This window comes from Fibrobacter sp. UWB2 (assembly GCF_002210425.1).
In the GTDB taxonomy this organism is placed as follows: domain Bacteria; phylum Fibrobacterota; class Fibrobacteria; order Fibrobacterales; family Fibrobacteraceae; genus Fibrobacter; species Fibrobacter elongatus.
Map to the genome: position 1 here is coordinate 1 of NZ_MWQK01000006.1, position 18,815 is coordinate 18,815.

18 protein-coding genes and 1 pseudogene are annotated in these 18,815 nt (G+C 49.4%); 12 read left to right on the forward strand and 7 right to left on the reverse strand.

Going from position 1 to position 18,815, the window contains the following annotated elements:
• The 4 genes from B7982_RS12130 to B7982_RS12145 form a co-directional block, all read left to right on the forward strand.
• Positions 1-779, forward strand: a 779-nt coding sequence (locus tag B7982_RS12130) for an ORF6N domain-containing protein (protein ID WP_233138538.1), incomplete at its 5' end; no start/stop codon positions are given.
• Positions 780-862: 83 nt separating this feature from the next.
• Positions 863-1,357, forward strand: a complete 495-nt coding sequence (locus B7982_RS12135) for a hypothetical protein (protein ID WP_088660986.1) — start codon at positions 863-865, stop codon at positions 1,355-1,357.
• A gap of 83 nt (positions 1,358-1,440) precedes the next feature.
• A complete protein-coding gene (locus B7982_RS12140) occupies positions 1,441-2,223 on the forward strand; it encodes a co-chaperone YbbN (protein WP_088660987.1) in 783 nt (260 codons plus the stop codon).
• Positions 2,224-2,313: 90 nt separating this feature from the next.
• Positions 2,314-4,239 (forward strand): carbohydrate-binding protein, encoded by a 1,926-nt coding sequence (locus B7982_RS12145; RefSeq protein WP_088660988.1) that lies wholly within the window; start codon positions 2,314-2,316, stop codon positions 4,237-4,239.
• Positions 4,240-4,333: 94 nt separating this feature from the next.
• Here B7982_RS12145 and B7982_RS12150 read toward each other — a convergent pair whose 3' ends face one another.
• The 3 genes from B7982_RS12150 to B7982_RS12160 are packed head-to-tail and all read right to left on the reverse strand — an operon-like array spanning position 4,334 to position 5,885.
• On the reverse strand, positions 4,334-4,900 hold the full coding sequence (locus tag B7982_RS12150) for a low molecular weight protein-tyrosine-phosphatase (RefSeq protein WP_088660989.1): 567 nt from the start codon (positions 4,898-4,900) through the stop codon (positions 4,334-4,336).
• Entirely contained in the window at positions 4,897-5,334 is a 438-nt protein-coding gene (locus B7982_RS12155) for a MarR family winged helix-turn-helix transcriptional regulator (RefSeq protein WP_088660990.1), read from the reverse strand. The genes B7982_RS12150 and B7982_RS12155 overlap by 4 nt, the downstream gene beginning before the upstream one ends.
• Before the next feature lie 8 nt (positions 5,335-5,342).
• On the reverse strand, positions 5,343-5,885 hold the full coding sequence (locus tag B7982_RS12160; protein WP_072827801.1) for a glutathione peroxidase: 543 nt from the start codon (positions 5,883-5,885) through the stop codon (positions 5,343-5,345).
• Positions 5,886-6,045: 160 nt separating this feature from the next.
• Between B7982_RS12160 and B7982_RS12165 the strand changes: the two genes are divergently transcribed.
• Positions 6,046-6,423, forward strand: coding sequence for a (deoxy)nucleoside triphosphate pyrophosphohydrolase (locus B7982_RS12165; RefSeq protein WP_088660991.1), 378 nt, complete (start codon positions 6,046-6,048; stop codon positions 6,421-6,423).
• A gap of 117 nt (positions 6,424-6,540) precedes the next feature.
• On the opposite strand, the gene B7982_RS12170 is transcribed toward B7982_RS12165, so the two are convergent.
• Positions 6,541-7,467 (reverse strand): ketopantoate reductase family protein, encoded by a 927-nt coding sequence (locus tag B7982_RS12170; RefSeq protein ID WP_088660992.1) that lies wholly within the window; start codon positions 7,465-7,467, stop codon positions 6,541-6,543.
• A 185-nt stretch (positions 7,468-7,652) separates the two neighbouring features.
• Here B7982_RS12170 and B7982_RS15235 point away from each other — a divergent pair.
• Both B7982_RS15235 and B7982_RS15240 read left to right on the forward strand, forming a co-directional pair.
• A pseudogene (locus B7982_RS15235) lies at positions 7,653-8,009 on the forward strand (Gfo/Idh/MocA family protein); the annotation flags it as partial.
• Between the two features lie 690 nt (positions 8,010-8,699).
• Positions 8,700-9,644, forward strand: a complete 945-nt coding sequence (locus B7982_RS15240) for a transporter (RefSeq protein WP_369833102.1) — start codon at positions 8,700-8,702, stop codon at positions 9,642-9,644.
• Positions 9,645-9,790: 146 nt separating this feature from the next.
• Here B7982_RS15240 and B7982_RS12180 read toward each other — a convergent pair whose 3' ends face one another.
• From B7982_RS12180 to pepT, 3 genes are all read right to left on the reverse strand, one after another.
• Positions 9,791-10,546 carry a fibrobacter succinogenes major paralogous domain-containing protein gene (locus B7982_RS12180; protein ID WP_088660994.1) on the reverse strand — a complete coding sequence of 252 codons (756 nt, stop codon included), beginning with the start codon at positions 10,544-10,546 and terminating at the stop codon, positions 9,791-9,793.
• Positions 10,547-10,610: 64 nt separating this feature from the next.
• A complete protein-coding gene (locus B7982_RS12185) occupies positions 10,611-12,074 on the reverse strand; it encodes an SLC13 family permease (RefSeq protein ID WP_233138539.1) in 1,464 nt (487 codons plus the stop codon).
• A gap of 175 nt (positions 12,075-12,249) precedes the next feature.
• The gene (pepT, locus tag B7982_RS12190; RefSeq protein ID WP_088660996.1) at positions 12,250-13,497 is read right to left on the reverse strand and encodes a peptidase T; all 1,248 of its coding nucleotides are present in this window, start codon (positions 13,495-13,497) and stop codon (positions 12,250-12,252) included.
• Between the two features lie 90 nt (positions 13,498-13,587).
• On the opposite strand from pepT, the gene B7982_RS12195 reads away from it, so the two are divergent.
• The 5 genes from B7982_RS12195 (at position 13,588) to B7982_RS12215 (ending at position 18,760) form a co-directional block, all read left to right on the forward strand.
• Complete coding sequence (locus B7982_RS12195) at positions 13,588-14,094, forward strand: very short patch repair endonuclease (protein ID WP_088661171.1); 507 nt, start codon at positions 13,588-13,590, stop codon at positions 14,092-14,094.
• 50 nt (positions 14,095-14,144) lie between these two features.
• Positions 14,145-14,855, forward strand: a complete 711-nt coding sequence (locus B7982_RS12200; RefSeq protein ID WP_088660997.1) for a nitroreductase family protein — start codon at positions 14,145-14,147, stop codon at positions 14,853-14,855.
• Between the two features lie 286 nt (positions 14,856-15,141).
• Positions 15,142-15,645 carry an RNA polymerase sigma factor gene (locus B7982_RS12205; RefSeq protein ID WP_088631061.1) on the forward strand — a complete coding sequence of 168 codons (504 nt, stop codon included), beginning with the start codon at positions 15,142-15,144 and terminating at the stop codon, positions 15,643-15,645.
• Positions 15,642-16,481 (forward strand): hypothetical protein, encoded by an 840-nt coding sequence (locus tag B7982_RS12210; RefSeq protein WP_144065966.1) that lies wholly within the window; start codon positions 15,642-15,644, stop codon positions 16,479-16,481. Before B7982_RS12205 ends, B7982_RS12210 begins: the two co-directional genes overlap by 4 nt.
• Before the next feature lie 56 nt (positions 16,482-16,537).
• Positions 16,538-18,760 carry a caspase family protein gene (locus tag B7982_RS12215; protein WP_158213010.1) on the forward strand — a complete coding sequence of 741 codons (2,223 nt, stop codon included), beginning with the start codon at positions 16,538-16,540 and terminating at the stop codon, positions 18,758-18,760.
• Positions 18,761-18,815: the final 55 nt, after the last annotated feature.

Below are 18,815 nucleotides of genomic sequence, written 5' to 3' on the forward strand. Positions count from 1 at the left end.
CGGTAAAATGCATGATGCGTCCTCTAGTTGTGTCCAACTATTCGTCCGCATCCCCAAATGGCACCTTAAAGAATGGCCGTGGGCAACACTCCAAATACCTCCCATACGCTTTTACCGAGCAGGGTGTAGCAATGTTGGCTTCTGCACTAAAAAGTAAAGCTGCAACCAAGATTAATGTTGCTATTATGCGGGCTTTCGTTGAAATGCGGCATGTTCTGCTCAGAAATGGCGGCTTGGTCAACCGCCTGTCCAATGTGGAGTCCAAAATGCTTGAGCAGGACGCGCGTTTGCTGGACCACGACCATAAATTTGATGCTGTTTTCGAAGCAATGGATCGCGGAGAGCTGCAGTCGAAGGGGCTGTATTACAATAACCAAATGTTTGATGCTTACGTATTTGTGTGTGGGCTGATTCGTCAGGCGAAAAAGCGGATTGTCCTTGTTGACCGTTACGTGGATGAGAAGGTTCTCGCGATGATGCTTAAACGCGGCAAGGATGTGTCGGCGACCATCTACACCTACGATAAAAGCAAGGTTTTTGAAGTGGATTTGGCAACGTATAATGCGCAGTATGCAGACTATCCGCTTAAGATTCTGCCGAGTTATGGAATGCATGACCGTTTTCTATTTATCGATGATACTGCGTATCATTTCGGAGCTTCGCTGAAAGACTTGGGCGCGAATACGTTCTTTTTTAGTAAGGAAGATTATACGCTGGAGGAGGTGATAAAGAAGTCGGAAGAAAAACGGAAGGAACTAGAGCGTATGAAAGAAAAGTGATAGAATTTCAACACTTTATCTGTTGTTTTTTGTTCGTATTTTTTGTAGTTTATCCCTACCAATTATTTTAAGGAGTACACATTATGAGAAAACTGATTCTTCCTATTGCTGCCTTTGCTATGGCTTCGTTTGTTGCCTGTAGTGACGATAGTTCGCCAAACGCTCCGGCTGCAGGTCCGAAACAGGATACGCTCCCGGCGAGTGTTGATAAGTTCTTTGATCTGGATAACAACTACACTTGTTCCCAGACTGTGAACAAGTGCGCAACTGTCGCTGTCACGGGTTATTCTGAATTGGCTCAATGCAATGGCGCTCAGTGGGATATGCAGACTTTAGGCAATCCTGTGGCGGGTTGTGAAAATGCAGCTCCGGCCACGAATCCTCCTGCAACTGATACGCCTGCTACAGGCACGCCCACTACTGATACTCCGGCAACAGGCGCGATGGTTTCTTGCGATGTCCCGGGTGTCTTTGGCGAATGCCTTGAATATCCGGCAGGCAGTGCAGAAGCGGCTGCGATAGAAGCCCAGTGTGTGAGTGTGATGATGGGGACTCTCGGCACGGGTTGCGCAAAGTAATCTAAATCCTTGGAATGGATGGAAAAGTCGGCCGCAGGGTCGGCTTTTTTGTATCTTGTCGATAAAAAAATAAGGAAACGAAAATGATCGGTTTTAGAAAAAATTTGGCGATGAAGGTCGCTATCTTTGTTGTGTCTGCGGTTCTCGCGGCAGGGGCATCCGAAGATATTAAAATCGTTAAAATCAACGATGACAATTTCGAAAAGGAAATTCTGCATTCCAAGAAGCCTGTGATTTTGGAAGTCTCGTCAACGAGCTGCCCGCCGTGCCTTGTCATGATTCCGACGCTTATCGGTATTGCGAAAAATTACAGCGATATCAAGATTGCATCTATCGGGATTGACGAGCCTAATATCGAGAAAATCAAGAATACGCTCCCAATTCGGGCGTTTCCGACGTTCTTTTTCATCAAGGACGGTCGCATTATAAACCAGCGTGTGGGCGTCGTCAAGGAACCGGAGCTTCTGAGCGCGTTGGATTACACGCCGAAGCCAAGTGCTGCGCAAAAGGCGAAGAGCAAACCGAAAAAGAAGAATGCGCACAAGAATCTTGTCTGCAAGGTAGATGGCCAGTTCAATGGACTCAAGAATCTTGTGACGATTTCGTTTGTGTTCAGCGATTCAGAAATTGAGAATGTTGATATCGTGACGGATGTGTTTGTGCCGCCGGAGCAGTTCGACAGGCGCGACCAGATGATGGAACATATCCGTGCAAGTGGCAAGGGCGAGGTGGCCCCGACGATGACGGGTTTCCAGATGCATATAGACAACGATTGCCGGTTTATGAAGGCGATGGACATGAAGCGCACTTCGACTTACGGCGAGATGCGGGCCGGGCTTGAATTGCTAGGTTTTACTTGCAAGTAGTTTTGTCAATCCGACAATAAAAAACGCTCAAATTGCTGTGAAATACCCCCTTTATGGGGGTATTTTTTATTGTGGTAAAAAGGATGTGGTATGAAAAACAAATTTCTCTTTTTATTTTTGGCGGTTTCTGCTTCTCAGGCCGCGGTGAATCTGGGTGTAAGTCTTGGCGATAGCATCAAGCCGGTGACGCATGTGGCGACGGGCTCGCTTTATGGCCTTACTGAGAGTCTTCCGAGCAATATCGAGCGTGATGTCGCCCCGCTCAAGCCGAACGTGTTCCTTTCTCCGGCGCGCAGCGGTAACGGTCGCCAACAGCCGATTGGAGGGGCTTTCCTTGTGGCACCCCGTGTCGAAAGCATCGGTGCGAAAATTCAGATTCGCCTTGCTGACGTTTTGCCGGGATGGCCGTACAAGTTCCAGAATATGGACCACTGGAAAAATGAAGTAAAATCGGTCATCAACGACAAGCTTAAATCAAACAACAAGAATTTTGACGGTTACGAAATCTGGAACGAGCCGAATGACACTTGGAAATCGAATATCGACTTTAATTCCGGTCTCTGGAAACAGACTTACGATTTGATTCGGCAGATGGACCCTGGTGCAAAGATTATCGGCCCTTCGTACTCATTCTACCACGCTTCGCAAATGGAAGCGTTTATCAAGTATTGTGCACAGAATAACTGCTTGCCCGATGTCGTGAGCTGGCACCAGTGGGGGAGTGGTGGCTTTGTTGGAGCTGTCGAAACCTACCGCGCGCTTGAAAAAAAGTATAACGTGACTCCGCGTCCGCTGAGCATCAACGAATATTCTTCGACGGAGCATTCCGAAGAAGGTTGCCCGGGCTTGTCGGTGCCGTTTATTGCAAAGTTTGAACGTCACGGCGTCGAAAGCGCAATGATTTCCTGGTGGTTTGTACCGCTTCCAGGTCGTTTGGGGAGCCTTCTCACCAAGGACAATGAACGTGGTGGCGGCTGGTGGCTTTATAAGTGGTATGGCGACATGAGTGGTTACATGGCTAAAGTGACCCCGCCGAACGACAAGAGCGATGGCGTGGACGGTTTTGCCGCTCTCGACAAGAAGAAGGGCTTTGCAAGTATCGTGCTTGGCGGCAACACCAAGGGCGATGTGAATGTGAATATTTCGGGCATCCCTGCAGAATTTGGCAGTCAGGTAAATGTCTCTGTAGAATATGTTGTATGGGAAAATAAGGACAAGGCAGTGCCTTCGACCACGACTGTATCAAATAAGGATTACGATGTCAGTGGCGGAAAGATTACGGTGCCTGTAAATATCACGAATACAAAGTATGGCTATCGTGTGTATATCACGCCGATTATTCCGCAAGCCCCTTACAAGGATACGGCTATGGAGATTCCTGGTAAAGTCGAAGTCGAAAATTACGATGTAGGCGGTTCGGGCAAGGCTTATCTTGATTTGGATGATGACAACAAGGGTGGTGAATATCGCGAAGACGCTGTTGATATTGTGAAGGCCGGCGATGGCTATGCCGTTGGTTACACGCAAGAGGGCGAATGGCTTGAGTACACTGTGAAGGTTGCTGAAAAAGAAGATTACGCGGTTTCAGTCCGCTATGCGACTTCTTCGGAAAATACGGGCATGAAGCTGTATGTCGATGGCAAGGTCGCCTTGGACAATGTCGCGTTCCCGCAAGGCGCGGACTGGGAAACTTATTCGACGGTCGATGCCGGGAAGATGAGTCTTTCTGCGGGCGAGCATGTACTCAAGCTTGAAATTGTCGGAAACTACGTCAATATCGACTGGCTGAACTTTGAAAGCGAAAAGACGATTGCGATTGGAAAGCCTACGCTGCACGCTGTTCCGCATGAGGCTAGTTATGATGTGTTCGATATGCAAGGTCGCCTTGTTGCAAAATTGAAGGCGTTCGGCTCCGAAAGTTTGCGCTCAAAAATTTCAGCTACGGTGAAGCGCCCTGGAACCTACATTGCAAAGCCTCAAACGGGCGGAAAAATGTTGCGAATTTCGGTGAAATAGGTTAAAAATTTTATTCGCTAAAGTTTGTTTAAAACTTGCGCCAAAAAGCCGGTTCCTTATGGAGCCGGCTTCTTTGTAGGAGTCTATGAGGAGTCTATGAATTTTTCAAAATGTGCTGTAGCAAGGCGGTACAGCCTTCGTTGACGTCTTGCCAGGTGGCGTTGAAATCGCCTGTGTACCAGGGATCAGCGACATCTCGGTTTTTGCCCGCCCAATCCATAAGGAGTGAAACTTTGTGAGCTCGTGAATCGCGCGCATCTTGTTTCTGTGCAGGTTCTCGGGCTTCTTGATACTGTGCGAGTTCTCGTTCGTAAATGTCACGGGGTAAAATCCAGCGGAGATTCCGCAGGTTATTTTGATCCATGAGCACGATGTAATCGTAATGGTTGTAGTCGGCGACGGTCATCTGGCGTGCCGTTTTCCCGCTGCAGTCGATGCCATGACTGGAGAGCATACGTCTTGCGGGCGGGTACACCGGATTTCCGATTTCTTCGGTGCTTGTCGCTGCAGATGCTATCTCGAAGTCGGCGGCGGTTAACGCTGTGTTCGTCGTGACTTGTTTTGCGGACGAACTAATGTCGCGTACCAACTTTTTCATTACAAATTCTGCCATCGGGCTTCTGCAGATGTTTCCGTGACATACGAACAAGATTTTTATCATGCGTCTTTCCTAAGGCTTTCCAAGATTTTGTAAAGCGTGCAGTAAAGCGACTTTGCTTCGTCTTCTGACAAATTTACACAACTTGCCATGGACTTAGGAACGCTCGCTGCTTTGTGCTGCAACTTTTCACCTTCATCGGTCAGGCTTACCGAAAGGCAACGCTCGTCGCTTGCTTCGCGGGTGCGCGTGATGTAGCCTTTGCTCTCGAGCTTTTTCAGGAGCGGGGTGAGCGTTCCCGAATCGAGGTAGAGCTTTTGGCCGAGCTCGGTGACGTTGCACTTTTTCTCTTCCCACAACACGAGCATCACGATGTACTGCGTGTAGGTGAGGCCGAGCGGTTCCAAGAAAGGCGTATAGCGACGCGTGATTTCCTTGGATACTGCATACAACGGAAAGCATAGTTGATTTTCAAGTTTTAGTTGAGGACAAATCATTGCACCTCCTAAAGTAGCTTTTCAACGCAAGAACGTACGTCCTCCATTTTGGCAGTGGGTTCAAAACGGGCGACAACGTTGCCTGCGCGGTCGATGACGAACTTTGTGAAGTTCCACTTGATATCAGGATTGTTCTTGTAATCCTTGTCTATCTTCTTCAGAAGCATGGCCATTGCGGCGGCCTTGATTCCTAACCCGAAACCTTGAAAACCCATTTGGGATTTCAGGTAGGTGTAGAGCGGGAGTTCGTTCGGGCCGTTCACGTCGGATTTTTTCATCTGCGGGAACGTGGTGCCGTACTTGAGCGTGCAGAATTCATGAATTTCGTCGTCTGTGCCAGGGGTCTGGCCCATGAACTGGTTGCATGGAATGTCGATGACTTCGAAGCCCTTGTCGTGGAAGTCCGTGTACATCTGTTCGATCGGCTTGTAGTGCGGGGTGAATCCGCAACCGGTTGCCGTGTTCACGATGAGCATGACTTCGCCCTTGAATTTTGAGAGCGGAACTTCGTTGCCTTTACCGTCGGTAAGTGTGAAGTCGTAGATTGTCATTTTTTTCTCCATATACACTGTTTTGTTTTGTACAATTAAATTTTATAAAATTTAATTTGAAAAGTCAATAGTTTTTGCTATAAAAAATTCTTATAAGCAGAATTATTGTGATTTTAGGCAATTTTTGACGCTAAATCTTGTTATTTCTACATTTTACACCATGAAGTCGATAGAAGTTGTCGCGGGTGTTATCACGGATGGCGGGCGCATTTTTGCCACGCAGCGTGGGTATGGCGACCAAAAAGATGGCTGGGAATTTCCGGGCGGCAAGATGGAACCTGGTGAAACTCCGGAGCAGGCGCTTATTCGTGAGCTCCAGGAAGAGCTTGCTGTTAAGGTAAATGTTGGCGAAAAAATTTGCACGGTGGAATACGATTACCCGAAATTTCACCTGACGATGCATTGCTTTTATTGCTCGCTCGCTGCAGGCTGCAAGCCGAAACTCCTGGAACATGAAGACGCCAAATGGCTTGACCGCACAAACTTAAACACTGTCAGCTGGCTCCCCGCTGACATCGAAGTTGTGAAACATCTATAGCATCACTGTCATTTGCGAGTGACGCAATCCTGCTTCTCCGTCATCCTCGACCTTGTCATCCTGGAGCGTAGCGATGGGATCCATAATTTCTTGAGTCTACAATTGGGAGGGGATCCATTATTTCTTGTTTAGCAATTCTCGCGCGAGCTCGGTCCCTTCGAGGAGTTCGCCTAAGAATTCGCAGTAGGGCGTCGGAATCCCGTGTACCTTCCCGAGCTTGCTGATGGTTCCGCAGAAATACGCGTTCTCCGTTTTGCGTCCGGCCTCGATATCCTGCAGCATGGAACACTTGCCGAGCGGTGTGTAGTTGCATGTGAGGCGCAAGTTTTCTTCTAGGTCGTCGTTTGTAAGCGCAAAGCCTTCGGCGTTCGCCACTTGAATGACTTCGTTCCCGATTTTACGCACAAGCGATTGCATCACCGGGAAATTGAAACCCGCAAATGTCGAACGGCAAATGGCTCCGATCGAGTTGAACACCGTGTTCATCAAGAGTTTTTTCCACATTTCCAAGCGGATGTTTTCTGGGATCTTGTGGACGATGTGCGCTGTTTCAAAAAGCTGGTGGATGGCTTCGATACGTTCGGAACGGTGGTTGTCTTTTTCGCCAAAGAGGATGATGCCTCGGCCAGCGCAGTCAATGTTCCCGTGCTTGTTGATGGACTGCAAATTGACGATGAATCCGTACAACGTCTTTTCAGTACCGTAAACGCGCTCGATTTCTGTTTCGGAATGCACTCCGTTCAAAAGCGAAAGTAACGCTGTGTTCGGTCCGACTGCATTTTTCGCTTCTGCTAGCGCTTCGTTGAATTGCAAATTCTTGGTCGCAAAAATCACAAGGTCAACGACCGGGACTTCGTCCGGCGTGACAAAGTTGAAGTCCGCCTTTTTCCCGTTGATGACGATTCCGCTTGCTTGGTATCGCGCCTTGCGTTCGGCGTCCATCACGCAATAAAGCTTGTTCCCGAGAACGCTCAAGAGCTGTTCTGCCACAACGGCGCCGACAGCCCCGAGACCCACAACTGCAACTGTTTTGATCTGCTTCATGGTGAGAAATATATCAAATTCTAGAGCGTTTGACGGTGAGGGCGATGCCCGCGCGGTGGCGGGCATGACAGACTTGAATGTGGACGGCAACTGAAAAACGGGTTTGATTTTATTCGGCTACAGCGGTAAACAGGGGGTGCAAAATTTTTTGGCGGTTTTGGGCGCGAGCGATTTATATTTATGATATGAAAAATTTAAAATTTGCGATTCTTGGGTGTGGTCATATTGCGACAAAGATGGCTGCCGCTGTTAAGACTTTGGAAAATCAGGGAATGGGCGTGGAATGCTACGCCGTGGCATCCCGCAATTTGGAAAAGGCGACTGCTTTTGCCAAGGAATATGGCTTTGAAAAAGCGTATGGCAGTTACGAGGAACTTGTTGCGGATTCTGCAATCGATTTGATTTATATTGCGACGCCGCATTCGCATCATCATGTATTTGCAAAACTTTGTATTGAACATGGCCGAAATATTCTTGTCGAAAAGGCTTTTACGGCGAATGCAAAACTTGCGGCAGAAGTGATTTCTTTGGCGCATGATAAGGGCGTCTTTTTGTGCGAAGCGATGTGGACGCGATTCTTGCCTGCGCTAGAGACGATTCGTGGCTGGATTCGCGACGGTCGCATTGGAAATGTTGAAACGCTCGAAGCTGATTTCTCGATGAAACTTAGCGATAGGGACCGTATGCATGACCCTGCGCTTGCGGGCGGTGCGCTTTTGGATATCGGTATTTACAGCCTTACGTTTGCGGACTTGTTCCTCGGTGAGCGTATTGATGCTGATGGAAAAGTTGTTCGCAACGAAATTACATCGATGGATTGCAAATGCGTCAAGTTCAAGACGGGCGTGGATGCGAGCGACTGGATAAATCTCACGTATGAAAACGGCCAAAAAGCATATCTTAAGACATCAATGGTCTCGCCGACGCATAACGAGGGCGTGATTTACGGAACGGCTGGGCAAATCCGCGTGCAGAACTTGAATGATATGGTGAAACTGGAATTGCTTGATGATGCCGGAAATGTCGTTGAAACTGTTGAACCTCCGCGCCTCTGCAATTGCTACGAATACGAAGTTCTCGCTTGCAAGGAAGCGATTGAAAATCCCGCACAGTTCCGGCACGAAATTTGCGACGGCCCGGCGTACTCCGTCGTTTGGGAGCGCCCGGAAATGACTCATGCCAAAACGATGGAATTCATGACGCTCATGGACAAAATTCGCGAGCTGTTTGGCGTGAGCTACACGTTTGAAATTTCTCCAGGTGAAACGTGGAATCGTAACGGCGACAAGTCTATTTTGCAAGTGTTCGATATCGAAACGGGCGAAGCAAAAGTTCTCAAGGAATTCGACTGCGTGATTGAAGCGCCGAACTGGAGTGCAGACGGAACGTTCCTCACGTACAATAGCAATGGTCGCATTTTCAAGTACACGCTTGCAACAGGCGAGGTGACAAAAATCGAAAGTCATTATGTGGACAACTGCAATAACGACCACGTTCTTGACCCAGATGGCAGCGGCGTTTACGTGAGCCACCACACCAAAGAAGACGGCCTTTCCCGCATTTACAAGATTTATTTTGATGGCCGCGAACCGCGATTGGTGACGCCCCTTGCGCCAAGCTATTTGCATGGAATCACGCCTGACGGAAAAACGCTTGCGTACTGTGCCGAACGCAACGGCTCGTATGACATTTACACAATTCTGGCGGCGGGCGGTAACGAAACTCGCCTCACGACTGCATTTGGACTGAATGACGGTCCTGAATATGATTGCAATGGCGAATATATTTGGTTTAATTCAGAGCGCTCTGGGCGTATGCAAGCTTTCTGCATGAAGGCGGATGGCTCCGAACAAACGCAGATGACGCATGACTTGCATTGGAATACTTGGTTCCCGCATATTTCGCCGGACAGTCAAAAGGTCGTGATGGTGGCGTACACAGAAACGGATGTGCGCCCGGGCGAACATGTGCCTAACAAGAATGTGGAACTCCGCTTGATGCGCCGCGCACTCCCCGTAGAATCGAATTGCTCACTCCCTGCAGATTCTTGGTCTGCACCGCAAACGATTCTTAAACTCTTCGGCGGTCAAGGAACTATCAATGTCAATTCCTGGGCTCCCGACAGCAGACGCTTTGCTTTTGTAAGTTACGTTCACGGCAACGATTCATCCAACTAACACCCCTCCTCGGAACGGAAACGCACTTACAAAAACACAAAAAGCCCTCGCGAATACTCGCGAGGGACTTTTACGTTAAAAGAATTGTTTTATCGAAACTTGACTGGATCCTTCGCTACGCTCAGGATGACGAGATAACGCGACTATTACACGTTCTTCACGCAGCGGATCGAGAGAGCGTCGGATCTGTACACGCCTTCGATATCAACGGAATTGTTGGTAATGCTCAGGCGGAATGCATTAGCCTTGCCGTATTCATCCTTGCTCCAGAAACGGGCGCGTCTGCTGAAATGGCAGAAGTTGCCGTTGTCAAAGCGGTAACCGGCTGGGAGCGCGAAGAATCCAAACGTATCCTTGCCCTTGTTCTTCCACATGAATTTGGCACGCAGCTCGCCACCATCGGACTTGGCGTCAAGATTGCTGAGGAGCTGTTCCCATTCCTTGTTGCTCGGAATATGCCAACCTTCTGGGGCAATGCCCTTGTAGTTCTTGTCCTTGATTTTGTTGTACATCTCGATATCTTTTGCCGTAGACTGTTCAGCGTATTCATCAGGAATGTCCAAAGCCTTTGTCCATGTGTACAAACGACCGAACTTTGCAACGTTCGATTCATCGTTGTTCGGAGCGTAGCTACCTTCGGTCTTGAAACGCAGGTTTTCTGCCATCCAGACCTGGTTTCCGATTTGAATGGTGCGGTACGTTTCTCCATCGCGGGCGTCCGTGAAAGTCCCGTATTTGAACTTGGCTTCGTTTTCCTTGATGCAGTCGTCGTAAGGCGTGTTGTTCAAAGCTTCGGGCGCATTCTGCTTGGTTTCTTTGCTGATTCTACGCCCTAGTGCGTATGCAGCGACGACGATGACAATGAGAACAAAGATATTGAATATGATGAATGAAATATGCATATGAACCTCCGTATGTTTAATGTATAATCTTTTTTGATGAAACTGATAACTTTAACTTATATTATTAAAAGGGAAAAATCAAAGTTGTTATAAATATATTTGCGGCTAGGATGATAAAATTCATCGGAAGGCCGATTTTAACAAAATCTGTAAAATGGTAACCGCCCGGGCCGTAAACGAGCATGTGGGTGGGGGAGCCAATCGGGGTAGCAAAGCTACTGCTTGCGGCAATCATGAGTGCGATACAGAATGTGAGCTGGTTCACGCCAAGGGCGCTCGCGGCGCTCAATGCAATGGGGCAGAACAATGCTGCGGCTGCCGTGTTGCTGATAAATTCGGTGATGAAGGTTGCGACAACGCACATGATGGCAAGTGTAATGTAGGGGTTACTCCCGCTCACGCTCAAAATGCTGTTTGCAATTTTTGAGGCGACACCGGTGATTTCAAGCGCTTTGCCAAGGCAAATGCTTCCTGCAAAAACGATGATGATTTCCCAGTTGATGGCGTTCATTGCTTGCGTGCTTGAACAGCAACGGAAAAGGATCATGGCTGCGGCAGCGAGTATGCAAGACGAAAGTAATGGCATTATGTTAAATGCCGAAAGGAGCACCATGGCAATCATGATTGCTGCGGAAATAACGGTTTTCTTTCCAAATTTTTTTCCGACGGCTGCGTTTTCAATGACGCCTTCCAGATGCTCGTTTTTCAAGTTGAGGTTGTTGCAAATCCACTGGAGTTGCTCCGCCTTGCCCGATACGATGATGTGGTCTGCGCCCATGATGATGGAATCGGGGGTAGCAACTTCGACTTCGTTATCGAAACGGCGGATGGCGAGAATGCCGTTCTTGTCTTTCTCGAAACCGAGCGGATTGCTGTCGTAGATTTCTCGCAAGGTCATGCCGATAAAGTTATGTTTTGAGGGCACGCAGAGTTCGAGTGTCATTTCGTCATCGCTGAGCCCGCTTAACGGGGACTTGCGTTCGGGGAGGAGCTTCTGCAGTGCGATGACAGACAAAATGCCAACAGCAAGGCAGAATAGCCCGCAAATCGTTGTCGTGAAAATCCCGAGATGGATGCCGGTCGCATCGGTGTAGAGCCCTGAAATAATGAGGTTTGGCGGAGTTCCGATCAAGGTGCAGATGCCGCCCATTCCAGATGCGTAACTGAGCGGAATCAATAGCTTGGACGGCGAAATGCCGAGCTTTTTGGACCAAATCTTCACGATGTTGATGAACAAGGCAACGATGGTCGTGTTGGTGAGGAGAGAACTTAAAAGGGCAACGGGGAGCATGAGGCGCGTGATGGCTCCCGTGAGAGTTTTTGGGGTGCCCATCAGGTGCTTGACAATCCAATTTAAAACGCCAGTCTGGTTGAGGCCTGCAATGACTGCGAAAAGGACGCCGATAACGAGGACGGACGGTGCGCAGAAACCGCCAAATGCACCCTTGACATCAAGGACTCCGCTTATGAATAAAGCGGACATGGCGGCGACAAAGATGAGGTCGGTGCGCAATTTTGAAAACATCATGGACGCAAAAAGCGCGAGGATTACAGCTATTGTAAACCACGCATTCCCCGAGAGTCCCAATAGTTCAAAAGAAAGTAAACCTTGTAACATTCTTCCCTCCATTGGGGAAATTTATAATAATATTACAAGGATTTCAAACGGCTAATTATTTCAAATTGGAATGATTTCGGGGCTTTTAACCCCTGCTGGTGGCGATTCTCTTGATGATGCGGACGACTGTTTCCATGCCTTCGACGGTCACGTGTTCGAAGGGACCGTGGTAGCCGTAGCCGCCCGTGCCGAGATTTGGGCAGGGGAGTCCCATAAAGCTGAGTTTGGCGCCGTCGGTGCCGCCGCGCACAGGGTCGCTTACCGGCGTGATGTTTTCGGCGGCGATGGCTGTGCGGGCGCGTTCAAGGACTTCGGGCGTTTTTTCGATGATCTGCAGCATGTTGCTGTAGGAATGCTTGAGCTCGAGCTCGATAGAGCCTTCGCCGAATTTTTCGTTAAACTTTTTGGCGATTTCGCGTAGGAATTCCTGGCGTTCTTCAAATCGCGTCTGGTCGTGGTCGCGGACGATGTAGCTGAGTGTCGCTTCGGTCACGTCGCCTTGCATGTCGGTCAGGTGGTAGAATCCTTCGCGGCCTTCGGTGGTGGCGGGTGTTTCGTTTTCGGGGAGCGCCATCGCAATTTCGGCGGCCATGAGGCTTGCGTTTTTCATGATGCCCTTGGCTTCGCCGGGATGCACGCCTTTGCCGTGAATCTTGAAGGTGGCACTTGCGGCGTTGAAGTTTTCGTAAGCGATGTCGCCTTCGTATCCGCCGTCGACGGTGTAGGCGTATTTAGCCGTGAAATAGCTCAAGTCCAGACGGTCGGCGCCGCGTCCGATTTCTTCGTCTGGAGTGAAGCAGACCCAGATGTCTCCGTGGCCTGAGAGGTTCTCGTAGCCGCGGCTTTCGGCGTGGCGGTCGATTTCGATGAGCTCTTCCATGGCGGTCACGATTTCGGCAATGCCTGCCTTGTCGTCGGCGCCGAGGAGCGTTGTGCCGTCAGTCGTGATGAGTGTGCGGCCCTTGAGCCATTTGAGCGTGGGGAAGTCCTCGACCTTGAGCATGGCACCCGAGCCTTTGAGCGGAACATCTTCGCCGTCGTAATCTTCGATGATTTGCGGTTTCGGGTTCACGCCCGAGAAGTCCGGTGACGTGTCCATGTGACTGATGAATCCAATAGGCGTGTCGCTTTCGCGGCCTTCGGTGGCGGGCAGAAGTCCGTAGACGTAGCCGTTCTCATCCATCTTCACTTGTGAAAGTCCAATCTGTTCGAGCTCCTCGGTCAAGAACTTGGAGAGTTCAAGTTGCTGCTTGGTACTCGGGCAACTTTCGCTATTCTCGTCGGAGGTGGTGGTGAAGCTCACGTATTTTAAAAAGCGGTCTTGAACTTTCATTTTGTGCCTGCTATTAAAAGAAATCAAAATAAATTACACTGTTGTTACGCAATTAAATTTATCTTTTTTAACGTAATTGGGAACACGATAGTGGATAAAGTTTCAAGAAAATCGAGTGCCAAGAAAAAGGCGGCAAAAAGGCGCAGGTCTCGCAAGCCGATGACCCGCTCGCAGATGATGCAGGCGGTCCATTCGGAGGATACAAAGCCCGAGATGATTGTGCGCAAAGCGCTTTTTGAGGCAGGATTCCGCTATCGGCTTCACCGTCGGGATTTGCCGGGGACGCCGGATATTTTCGTACAAAAGTATGGGGTCGCGATTTTTGTGAACGGGTGTTTTTGGCACCAGCACGGTTGCAAGCTCACGAGTCGCCCGAAGTCGAATTCTGCATTTTGGAACGACAAGTTTGACCGCAACATTGTGCGCGATATTAAAACGCAACACGAACTTTCACTCTTGGGGTATCGCGTGGCGATTGTCTGGGAGTGCTCCTTGCGGGCGGAAGGTGTTGCCGATGCGGGGAATATGGGGGCTGCCCTCACGTTGGAGCGCTTAATTGATTTTATCAAGAGTGATGACGAGACAATTGAGCTGTAAAATTGTAGTTTAGAATAGTAATTCTTGGGAGCTTTTGAGAAGGAGAATTTATGACTATTGAAGAGGCTGTTTTAGCACGACATTCTGTGCGTAGGTATGCTTCGACGCCTTTGACCAAGGAACAGGTTGAGGAATTGCAGTCGCGGATTCGTCGGTTGAATGAAAATTTTGCACTCCACATGCAGCTTGTTTTAAATGACAATGTGGCATTTAGTGGGCGTTTGGCGCATTACGGATCGTTTCGGAATGTGACAAATTACATTGCGATTGCGGGTCAAAAGTCTGTGGCAGGGTGCGAAGCTTCGCTCGATGAACGCGTGGGGTATGCGACGGCGGATATCGTGCTTTTGGCGCAGATGATTGGGCTCAATACTTGCGTGGTCGGGCTTACGTTCAAGAAGACTCCGACGATTGAAATTGACGATGGCGAAAAGCTGGAGCTTGTGATTGCGATTGGCAATGGGGAGACGCAGGGCGTGCAGCACCCGATGAAGCCTGTGACGCGAATTGCGCCGGATTACGATCAATCTCCGGATTGGTTCAAGAAGGGAATTGACTGCGTGATGCTTGCGCCGTCGGCTTTGAACCAGTTCAAGGCTAAATTTAGCGTTGACGAGAGTGGCCGCGTTTTTGCGGAGAAGCGTTTGGGCTTTTTTAGCAAGGTCGATCTTGGAATTTTCAAGTATTTCTTTGAAATTGGCTCTGGCAAGGAAATTTTCCGCCGTTCCATGCAAACTTTGCGCAGTTCAGACACGATTTAGCGTTATTTTGTCATGCCCGATTTAATCTCTTTGATCACTTAGTGCTTTGACGCTTTGCGTCAGCATCTTCGGCTCAATCATGACAGTCTGCAAGCAGCCTGTCGCGACACTCGCCTTGAATGCAACTAGCACTTATGTGAGCATGATCCGCGTATGGGGAGGGCATCGCCTTCTTGAGCTTGAAAAAAAGGAGATTCCCGCTCGGAGGCGGGAATGACAGATTAGGTTTAAATTTTTTTTTAAATTTTATGGTAACACTTTTGAATACCTCCGGTGTTACATAAACGTGAAAAGCCTAGAAACCTTAAAAAAAGCAGGATTTGCAAAGATTTACGAGAAGTACGCGCCTATGGTCTATAGGCGCTGCTTGCAACTCCTTCGCGATGACGCTGAAGCTAGCGACCTCATGCAAGACGTTTTTTTGCGGATTTACTCTGCATCGGAACGCCTGGATATGGAATCGCCGAGCAGCCTTTTGTGGAATACGGCAACGAGACTTTGCCTCAACCGCATTCGTGACAAGCGCCGTCGTGGACTTGACGTAGATTCTTCTAGCCTGCTTTTGAGCATCGCCTGTGCCGAAGACGAGCATGACGATTACGAAACGAAAAATGTGCTGGCAAAGCTCTTTTCGAAGGAACCCGAATCTAGCCGCACAATGGCAGTCCTCCATTTTGTCGATGGAATGACGCTCGAAGAGACTGCCCGTGAAGTGGGGCTCTCGGTAAGCGGTGTGCGCAAGCGTTTGCGCGGGTTACAGGCCAAAGTTAAAACTCTGGAGGTTCAGTGATGATTCCCGATTGGAAATTAGAACGATTCCTGACTGGCGATTTGCCGGAAGAAGAAATGAATAAGCTTCGCGAGCTTGAAGCGGATGATGCGGTATTTGCAAATCGCGTAAAAATGCTCCGCGAAGACAACAAGGCAATTTTGAGCAAGTTGCCGTTTGAAACGCTTGCCGCGAATCTTGGAACGGATGCTGCTGAGGAAGGTCGCGCGAATCTTGGAACGGGTGCTGCCGGGATTGCCGCGAAAAATGCTGCGAAAAATGCGGTGCGCTTCACGCTCGTGAAATTTGCGGCTGCGGCGATGTTCGTTTTTGCGATTGCCTTGGTCGCGTTCTTTGCCCAGCGCGAAACTTCCGTGATGAACGAACGCGTGGGTGGCGATGTCGCCGCTGTCAATGGTTCGCAAAACACGCAGGTTGCTCTTGCCGAAAATGAATCCGACACGCGAATCAAGGGACTTGACGCCCGCATGGAAGTATGGAAAAAGACTCCTGCCGGGATTGTCCAGCTGAACGATCTTGATTCTGTCGGCGAAGGCGATGAAATCCAGTTGCGCTATGCCGTTCCTGAAAAATGCTTTGGACTCCTTTTTAGCATGGACGGCAATGGCGCTCTGACTCTCCACATGGGCGATGGCGTGAAGGCGATTGAACTTGCTCCGGGCAAGATGAATTCTCTCCCGTTTGCGTACAAGCTTGATGATGCTCCGTACTTTGAAAAGTTCTTCTTCGTGACTTCTCCCAAGGAGTTTGCGGTTGAAGAAAATGATGTTGATAAGTTGCTTAAGAGAAGCGACGTGAAGGTGATTGGTTTTACTCTCAAGAAGGTGGGTAAATAATGTTTATGATGTCGAATAAGGCTTTTGGGGTGTTGTCTGGTTTGTCTTTTGCATTTATGCTCATTTTGTTGGTTTTTGCATCTAATGCGAATGCCGCAAATGCGACGACAGAGGGCCGTATCAATCGCTATGTTGTTGCCGTGAGTGCCAATAACGGTGGTGCAGGCCGTCCGATGCTTCGCTATGCGGAAAGTGATGCCCGTTCGTTTGCCAAGGTGCTCAAGGAAATGGGAGGTGTGCTCCCGCAGAACGTGATTCTTGTGAAGGAACCGTCTGTTGTTGCTTTGCAAAAGGAATTTGCGAATCTCGATGCAAAAATTTTGCAGGACAAGGCGTCTAACGGCCGCGACGAAGTGCTCGTCTATTACAGTGGTCATGCTGATGAAAAGGGCCTTCGCTTGGGCGAAGAAACGTATGCCTGGAAAGACTTGCGCAATCGCATTGACGCCCTCAGTGCCGATGTAAAGATTGCAGTGATTGATGCTTGCGGTTCTGGTGCAATTACCCGTGTGAAGGGCGGTAAGGCGGTGCCTGCTTTTATGGTTGACCAGAGCAGCGACATGAAGGGCTATGCGTTTATCACGAGCAGTACGCAAGATGAATCTAGCCAGGAAAGCGATAAGCTCAAGGGTTCGTTCTTTACGCACTCGCTTGTGAGCGGTCTCCGTGGCGCAGGCGACTTGAGTAGCGATGGCCGCGTGACGCTCTCGGAAGCGTACCAGTTCGCGTTCAATGAAACATTGCAAAAGACGGAAACGACGCTGGGTGGCGCACAGCATCCGAGCCGTGATATGAACCTTGCGGGTACGGGTGACGTGGTGATGACCGATTTGCGTGCGACAAGCGCAGGTCTCGATTTGGACGAAAGCGTTGGCGGTCGACTTTACATTCGCGATGCCGATGGCGAACTCGTTGCAGAACTCAATAAAAAGCAAGGTCATGCGATGAGCCTTGGCCTCCCGGCAGGAAATTACACGGTGAATCTCCAGCAGAAGACCGATTACATGGGTGCAACTGTTGCTCTTGTGAACGGCAAGCGCGAAAAGATTTCGATGGGCAATTTCACGAGTGTTGTGGCTGAACAGACGGTGTTCCGTGGCGAAATTGGCGGCAATAGAAGTTGTCCAGGCGGCGATACGATTGCTTGCTCGCTTGATTCCCTGGATCATAACGGTAAGTTCCGTACGACGTTTAACTTCGTGAATACGGATAGCGATCCGCGTAAGGGCTTGCAGTTGGGCTTGTTCGTTACGCGTACGAAGGATTACATGTTGGGTACGCAGGTGAGCTTGTTTGCAAATATTGCTCAAAAGGAAATGCACGGCTTGCAGGCGACAACGATTGTGAACGTGGCAAAAGACCACTTTGAAGGCGCTCAGCTTTCGTCTGTGGCTAACTATGCAGGGTCTTTTGATGGTGCGCAGGTGAGCTCGGTTGTGAACATTGCGAAGGACAAGTCCTCGGGTGCGCAGATTGGTGTCGTGAACGTGGCCGTTGATTCGCTGAATGGTTTGCAGGTCTCTGCTGGTGTGAACTACGCTCGTGCTACGGATTTGCAGGTGACGGCTGGCTTGAACGTGGCTCAGGCGGCAAAGATGCAAGTTGTTGCAGGTGTCAACTATGCCACGAATTCTAAGCTCCAGATTGCGGCTGGTGTGAACGCAACCCATGTTAACGAACATCTTCAGGTCGGCGTTGTCAACTACGCGACTAAGGAAAAGGGTCGCCAGTGGGGTATTGTCAATATCTGCGCTCATTGCGAAAAGTCTCCGGTTGGCATCATCAACGTTGTCGGAAACGGCGTGTGGAGCGTGACGCCTTACATCAACGAAATGGGTGCGCTTGGTGGATCAGTTCATTTGGGTACGGCTTATTTCTATACGAATATTGAATGGGCCGCATTCTTCAAGAAAGGGCATATCTTTAAGGAATTCGAAAAGTTCTATGAACACGGTGTTGGTATCGGTACCCAGTTCGGAAAATACGGAAGCCATTGGGAACTGGAATACACGTTCTTCAACGTCTACGATAAATTTGGAGTGGACGAAGATGATTGGAAGTCTGGATACCACCATCGCGGTCGCGTTGGTTATGTGTACCAGGTGTTCCCGGGTTTTGGCCTCTCAGTGGGCGGTACGCTGAACTTGACGAGTGAAGGCTATTTGAATAAGCTGTTGCTCAAGCCGCTTGGCGATTACCACGATGACGTAAGCTGCAATAGCCATAAAGGTCGCTGGTGGCCGGGATTCTACGCAGGCCTTACCATCGGACGATTCTAGTTACTTTGTCATCCCCGATTTAATCGGGGATCTCTTGTTATCTGCTGTCATGCCC

Excerpts from the sequence above, each read along its gene's own strand:
- B7982_RS12160 (WP_072827801.1), bottom strand. The coding sequence starts at position 5,885 with ATGACAATCTACGACTTCACACTTACCGACGGTAAAGGCAACGAAGTT.
- B7982_RS12180 (WP_088660994.1), bottom strand. The coding sequence starts at position 10,546 with ATGCATATTTCATTCATCATATTCAATATCTTTGTTCTCATTGTCATC.
- B7982_RS12170 (WP_088660992.1), bottom strand. The coding sequence starts at position 7,467 with ATGAAGCAGATCAAAACAGTTGCAGTTGTGGGTCTCGGGGCTGTCGGC.
- B7982_RS12165 (WP_088660991.1), top strand. The coding sequence starts at position 6,046 with ATGAAGTCGATAGAAGTTGTCGCGGGTGTTATCACGGATGGCGGGCGC.
- B7982_RS12185 (WP_233138539.1), bottom strand. The coding sequence starts at position 12,074 with ATGATGTTTTCAAAATTGCGCACCGACCTCATCTTTGTCGCCGCCATG.
- B7982_RS12140 (WP_088660987.1), top strand. The coding sequence starts at position 1,441 with ATGATCGGTTTTAGAAAAAATTTGGCGATGAAGGTCGCTATCTTTGTT.
- B7982_RS12200 (WP_088660997.1), top strand. The coding sequence starts at position 14,145 with ATGACTATTGAAGAGGCTGTTTTAGCACGACATTCTGTGCGTAGGTAT.
- B7982_RS12145 (WP_088660988.1), top strand. The coding sequence starts at position 2,314 with ATGAAAAACAAATTTCTCTTTTTATTTTTGGCGGTTTCTGCTTCTCAG.
- B7982_RS12135 (WP_088660986.1), top strand. The coding sequence starts at position 863 with ATGAGAAAACTGATTCTTCCTATTGCTGCCTTTGCTATGGCTTCGTTT.
- pepT (WP_088660996.1), bottom strand. The coding sequence starts at position 13,497 with ATGAAAGTTCAAGACCGCTTTTTAAAATACGTGAGCTTCACCACCACC.
- B7982_RS12215 (WP_158213010.1), top strand. The coding sequence starts at position 16,538 with ATGCTCATTTTGTTGGTTTTTGCATCTAATGCGAATGCCGCAAATGCG.
- B7982_RS12150 (WP_088660989.1), bottom strand. The coding sequence starts at position 4,900 with ATGATAAAAATCTTGTTCGTATGTCACGGAAACATCTGCAGAAGCCCG.
- B7982_RS12155 (WP_088660990.1), bottom strand. The coding sequence starts at position 5,334 with ATGATTTGTCCTCAACTAAAACTTGAAAATCAACTATGCTTTCCGTTG.